Source organism: Nostoc sp., from assembly GCF_035638895.1.
In the GTDB taxonomy this organism is placed as follows: domain Bacteria; phylum Cyanobacteriota; class Cyanobacteriia; order Cyanobacteriales; family Nostocaceae; genus Nostoc.
Window position 1 is genome coordinate 1 of the sequence record NZ_DASQZC010000178.1, and the last position, 3,414, is coordinate 3,414.

The window sequence follows — 3,414 nt, forward strand, 5'->3', positions numbered from 1 at the left end:
AATATCAGATGAAGATACAGTGACAATTGAAGATTTACCGGAAACAGTGGAGGATGTCCAAGATATTGACGACATCTTGAACTCACTCAAAACCTTACTGAGTAGCTTAGAAAAACTCCAAAAAGTCCGGCAGGAAGTGGGCGACATCAAACCATTAATCGGGCGGATGCTTGATGGTGAACTAGTTGCTGGTGAAGAACTTGAACAACTCAAGACAGGTGTGAGTAGTCTTGCTCGCCTTGTTCGGGCTTATAATGACCATCAAATAGCGTTGGCTAAAGCACAATCTGCTAGAAACTTGCTAGATCAAGTCCTTAAAGAGCGTAAAGCTAATTGAAACAAGAAGCGAACGATCGCATTTTTTATTTTAGGAAATGCGATCGCACCCCTAATTTCCTCAAAAATGCGATCGCCTTTAGGTATGCCTACACCAGCAAGGTAGATTATTATAGTAAGTTTGCTATTGTACTCTACTTACTCCTAATATTTTTCTCAACAATTGGCTAATAACCTAAAATAGGTTAAAATCACTAAAGTCTAGTATTACTTGCAAGGTAGGTATCGTAATGGAGATTAATAGAGAGAATCTACCTTTAGATCAAATTCTCTTAGAGGATAGCTTACAACTGCTTAGTAATCTGCCAGATGAATGTGTTGACTTAGTTGTATCTTCTCCACCTTATAATCTAGGCAAAGAATACGAATCAAGACAGGCTCTTGAGATTTATTTGGCAGAACAAACAGCCATTTTGCTTGAATGTAGCCGGATTCTTAAAAATACAGGTTCGCTATTTTGGCAAGTTGGTGCTTTTTCTGACCGAGGAATACTGATTCCTCTGGATATTCGCTTTTTTCCGATTTTAGAGTCATGCAGATTAATTCCTCGCAACCGAATTATATGGGCTAGGCAACATGGCCTTCATGCACAGAAAAAGCTTTCTTGTAGACATGAAAGTATTCTTTGGTTTACTAAATCTGATAATTATAAATTTAATCTAGATGCTATTAGAGTTCCACAAAAGTATCAAAATAAGAAACATTATCGAGGAAATCGGAAAGGTGAACTTTCATGTAATCCAGAAGGTAAAAATCCTGGTGATATTTGGCTATTTCGGAATGTTAAACACAACCATGAAGAACAAACTATACATCCCTGCCAATTTCCAGAAGATTTGGTAGCTAGAATTATCTTAGCTACAACTGACAAAAATGATATTGTTTTAGATCCATTTATGGGTTCTGGTACTGCGGCAGTGGTTGCGAGAGATCATGAACGTCATTTTATCGGATCAGAAATTGAGCCAAAATATCATCAAGTTGCGTTGCGTCGTCTCAGTGGCAATCCAGATAAAAATGGTTTTTTTCCAAATTTAAAAACATTGCGTGATTATGTTGAAAAAACTAGTCAATCTATTGATAAATTCCATTTTGATGTGCAAGTAGGAAATAAAGCTTCAGAACGCGGCAAAGCAAAAATTTATCCAGAAGAGTATCACTTGCAAGAAATGGAAGATAGATTAATCCATGAAGAATCGGCTTTTGCAGCTAATCTAAGAGGTGAAGAGATTCCAGTAGATCCAAAGCTTAATGGTAATGGTAAAAAGACCTATTTGCAAAATAAAATAGTAGAAAAAGTAGAAGAAATAGAACAAATTGAATTGAGATTATGGAGTTAATACATTAATTCTTACAATAAGTTAAATAGGCAACGACTACGAGCCGAACGCCCACTAATGATTTGGCATTGGCGACTAACTCTAGTATTCACAGTTCTAGAATATCTTTTAGATGAATACTCAGTCCAGATAATAGGTACTATTGTATTCTGTTGTTCAAATAACCCAACCAGTCTGATTGGTACATCAAAAACTTGGTATTTAGTCAAAGCTGTTAGCTGATTAACAGCTTGCTCGTAATAAAGAGTGCTATTAGAAGCAGGAAACATCAGAGCCTTTGTTACTATAATTACCAAATTAGTCTGGTATCCAACAAATTCAGTTTTAGCTTTGAAGAACAATTCTGAGCGCAAGGTGTTATTGAGTAGGAAGGGATAATTAGAAAACTGAATTTCAATAATGATACCAGCTTTGGCAAAATCAACCTCTGTACCCAAAAATCTGTACGGTGCTGGAATAGGTATATTTGATTTCCAATCATCATGAATAAAGGCAGCTTTAATGTATTCGTTCGTACCTACTGGATCGAATATTGCATTACCCTGAATTCCAGCTTGATCTGAAGCTTTAATGTGCAAAGGCATTCTAGTGAGAGTAGTAATAATCTCATGCCATTCGTTCTGGTATTGGGTATTAATGATTGTATCTGCTGCGTTAAAGTCAATATATTGAATAATGATTATTATGTCTCCTTTTGGTATTTCAACAGTTCTTCGATAAAAGCAAGCGGATCGATTTCAAGAACTTGGGCAACTTGTAAAAATTCAATCACGTCAAGACGACGCTCTCCACGTTCATACTTTGATACATAGGATTGCGGAAGCTCTAGCTTTGCTGACAACTCTGCTTGAGTGAGCTTGGCAGCTTTGCGGGCTTCTATAAGTAGCTGGCGAAACCGATTGTACTCTTCGCTGAAAACTGATTTAGGCACTTTAGCTTGCCTTTTTTCTGGCGATGGTTTATTCGATCTCAATGAAAGCTAGTACATATTATTAAACTCAGTTAAATTGTAAAACCTAATATGGGATAAACCCAAAATAGGTTTTAAGTATATCTAAATCTGTGCTTTCATTTGAAGGATATCAAATTTTGTAAGATATCTACTTATGATGATGAACGTTGCACCCGCCATTGTAATACTAGGTCAAAATAGCGTGACAGTAGCACGCAAAATAATCACTGTGCTACCAGGGGCGACACTATACGGTCTAGCCGATCGCACATCTGGAGTTGATGTCAGCTTTACTAACTTTGGCGAGACGTTGCGCGAGTTATTTGCCCAAGGAACCCCGCTAATTGGCATTTGTGCCGCCGGCATTTTAATTAGGACGCTAGCGCCCGTAATCTCGGATAAACGACAGGAACCACCAGTGTTAGCTGTGGCGGAAGATGGTAGTGCTGTTGTCCCCCTCTTGGGCGGACTGGGTGGGGTAAACGATTTAGCCCGTCGCATTGCCGAAGCGCTTGATGTCAAGCCTGCAATTACGACCACAGGCGATTTACGTTTGGGCACAACCCTGTTGTCTCCTCCCCCTGGATACTATTTAGCAAACCCAGACGATGCTAAGAAATTTATCTCAGATTTGCTAGCCGGGGTAAAAGTCAAGTTAGAAGGAGTAGCGCCTTGGTTAAGCCATAGTAAACTGCCCATAGATCCACAGGGAGATTTGACCATTCAAGTTACGGAACGTTTGGTGGCTCCTACAGCCAACTGCCTTGTCTACCACCCAGCAACGAT

The 3,414-nt window shown here is 38.8% G+C and carries 5 protein-coding genes and 1 pseudogene; 4 read left to right on the top strand and 2 right to left on the bottom strand.

Annotation, left to right across the window (positions count from 1 at the left end; all coding sequences use genetic code 11):
- Position 1: 1 nt before the first annotated feature.
- Genes VE944_RS08755 through VE944_RS08765 form a run of 3 tightly spaced genes read left to right on the top strand, consistent with a single transcriptional unit; the run spans position 2 to position 1,676 of the window.
- On the top strand, positions 2-337 hold the full coding sequence (locus VE944_RS08755) for a hypothetical protein (RefSeq protein ID WP_324975266.1): 336 nt from the start codon (positions 2-4) through the stop codon (positions 335-337).
- Entirely contained in the window at positions 334-507 is a 174-nt protein-coding gene (locus VE944_RS08760; protein WP_324975269.1) for a hypothetical protein, read from the top strand. The genes VE944_RS08755 and VE944_RS08760 overlap by 4 nt, the downstream gene beginning before the upstream one ends.
- A gap of 59 nt (positions 508-566) precedes the next feature.
- Positions 567-1,676 (top strand): DNA-methyltransferase, encoded by a 1,110-nt coding sequence (locus VE944_RS08765; RefSeq protein WP_324975271.1) that lies wholly within the window; start codon positions 567-569, stop codon positions 1,674-1,676.
- An 11-nt stretch (positions 1,677-1,687) separates the two neighbouring features.
- On the opposite strand, the gene VE944_RS08770 is transcribed toward VE944_RS08765, so the two are convergent.
- Positions 1,688-2,377, bottom strand: coding sequence for a BglII/BstYI family type II restriction endonuclease (locus VE944_RS08770; RefSeq protein ID WP_324975276.1), 690 nt, complete (start codon positions 2,375-2,377; stop codon positions 1,688-1,690).
- Positions 2,359-2,607 carry a helix-turn-helix domain-containing protein gene (locus VE944_RS08775; protein ID WP_100897345.1) on the bottom strand — a complete coding sequence of 83 codons (249 nt, stop codon included), beginning with the start codon at positions 2,605-2,607 and terminating at the stop codon, positions 2,359-2,361. Before VE944_RS08775 ends, VE944_RS08770 begins: the two co-directional genes overlap by 19 nt.
- A 175-nt stretch (positions 2,608-2,782) precedes the next feature.
- Here VE944_RS08775 and VE944_RS08780 point away from each other — a divergent pair.
- Positions 2,783-3,414 (top strand): annotated as a pseudogene (locus tag VE944_RS08780) (precorrin-3B C(17)-methyltransferase); the annotation flags it as partial.

Excerpts from the sequence above, each read along its gene's own strand:
- VE944_RS08765 (WP_324975271.1), top strand. The coding sequence starts at position 567 with ATGGAGATTAATAGAGAGAATCTACCTTTAGATCAAATTCTCTTAGAG.